Genomic DNA, 2,073 nt, shown 5'->3' on the forward strand with positions numbered 1-2,073 from the left:
GGGGCTGTCGGTTAATATCGATTTTTGCCCCCTTACATACAAGGAAGAGACAATCCCATAGTATTCGGGCTTTTTCAAAGCCCGAAAGCTCCTGGGGACTGTCTCTTTCCTTTTATAACTCTTATTTTAGGGCGCAAAAACCCCTTGTTTGGCTTTTCTGGGGCACTCCTTTATCTACGCCACTTTCTGGTCCTTTTTTCCTTCATATTTCTTGATCTCATGATGTAAAAATCGGTGGTATTTCATGATATTACGCCCTATTGCATACAACATGAATTCTTTATACACTTTTTCTGTTGAGCGGTATTGGAACCTTCGGAAGCCTTCATTTTCTTTGATATCCCCAAAGTGACCCTCTGTCTGGATCGACCGTGTCTGCCGTTTCAGGATCCCTTCTTCACTCTGGATATTCCCATGGCATTCTTCCCTCAGTTCTTCCCACCGCTCGTTGATCTTCATGACTTTATGACGCTCTGCATTTTTTTCTGCATTGTATTTATAAAGACATTTACTCTTATGCTCACACCCGCTGCAATCCGCACAGCCATACACTTCGATCGTCTGGGTATAACCATCCCGCTCTTTGCTCTCCGTCCGGATATGTCTTAGCTCCCTCCCGTCATGACAGATGTAATAGGGTTCATCTTCAAAGTCAGCGTAGGTCATGTTGTAATACTTTCCGATGTCCTCTTTATAAGCACGGGTCTTACGTTTCTCGTGGTCCTGAAGCTTGATATAACTTCTGATCCCGTTCTCTTTCAGATACAGCAGGTTCCTTTCGCTGCAGTAGCCGCTGTCAGCGGTAACGGACTCTAGTACGTCTCCAAATGTCTTCCTGTGTTTTTCCAAAACCGGGACCAGTGTATTGTAGTCTGTCCGGTCATTACTTATATGAGCATGGAGAATAAAGTAATTCTCTACCGCGATCTGGACATTGTATGCCGGCTTTAACTGGCCATTGAGCATATGGTCCTCTTTCATCCGCATAAACGTTGCTTCCAGGTCCGTCTTGGAATAGCTGTTACGGTCTTTCCCCATGATCTCAAAGCATTCCTTATATTCCATCAGTCGGGTCCCGCACAGCTCCAGCTCCTCGTAGATCTTCTGGATCTCCGGTTTCCGTTTTCCCTTACCGTAAAGGAATCCGATCCCTTCCCCTTCCGCGATCCGTTTCAGGTTTTTCTGCAATTTCAGGATCTCTAACGGGGAACAGCTGTCGATCTCTATGGTCGTGTTATTGGAGATCTTCTTATGCTTAGTCAGCTTCCGTTTCCGGTTGTCCTCGATCACACGCCGAACTTTCTCCATCCCTTCGATCACAAACATCTGGGCATCTCCAAGGTCGTATTTTGCCCCATACCCGTTCTTATGCAGAAACGCATTGTACCTGGTGTAAAGAGCATCTATGGTGTCCAGCAGGCCGGCAAGGTGGTAGTTGATGCTTCCTCGCCAGACAAACGTATATCGGTTTGCATTTGCCTCAATCTTTGTGCCATCGATAAAGAGTTCTTTGAGCGTGATAAGCCCTTCCTTTTCCATGCGCCGAAGGAACTGATGATTCAATTCATCCAGGACTTCCTCTGTAAGTTTTTTTCCTTTAAAATCATAAAAAGCATCTCTCCTGGGCTTCTGCCCTTTGGTCAGCCAGATAAAGGCAAGGTCTCTTTGGCACAGATCCACAATACGGTCAACAGCCCTGACTCCGCGCATGTTTGCGTAAGTCACAACAGCATACATCATGATTGGGTTGAACCCGGTTCTTCCCTTATCCGAATAACAGGCGAGCAGGCCTGAAAAATCCAATTCCTCCATCACTTTTTTTAGGGTAAAGACTGGATCGTCATCGGGTAAACTCAATTCGAAGAAGCTGAAGTTAATTTTCTGTTGCCCAAAATCAAAAAAGTCGTTATAATAATCTTTGGTTAGCATAGTTCCATTATAACATGGAATGGGAAAAAAGATGGCTGTCGTTAGCTATCTTTTTTCTTTTCTATGGATAATTTTCAGGGGCAGGCGTGATTCGTATGAATCACGCCTGCCCCTGTGTAGGGCTATCTATTTCCCGACAGCCCC

1 protein-coding gene is annotated in these 2,073 nt (G+C 45.3%); it reads right to left on the bottom strand.

All coding sequences use genetic code 11. From position 1 onward, the window contains the following. Positions 1 to 174: 174 nt before the first annotated feature. Complete coding sequence (locus GKG41_RS22995) at positions 175 to 1,929, bottom strand: IS1182 family transposase (protein ID WP_154263240.1); 1,755 nt, start codon at positions 1,927 to 1,929, stop codon at positions 175 to 177. Between the last annotated feature and the right edge of the window lie 144 nt (positions 1,930 to 2,073).

The sequence above is a fragment of the Lactonifactor sp. BIOML-A5 genome, from assembly GCF_009677585.1.
Taxonomy (GTDB): domain Bacteria; phylum Bacillota; class Clostridia; order Lachnospirales; family Lachnospiraceae; genus Lactonifactor.

Excerpts from the sequence above, each read along its gene's own strand:
- GKG41_RS22995 (WP_154263240.1), bottom strand. The coding sequence starts at position 1,929 with ATGCTAACCAAAGATTATTATAACGACTTTTTTGATTTTGGGCAACAG.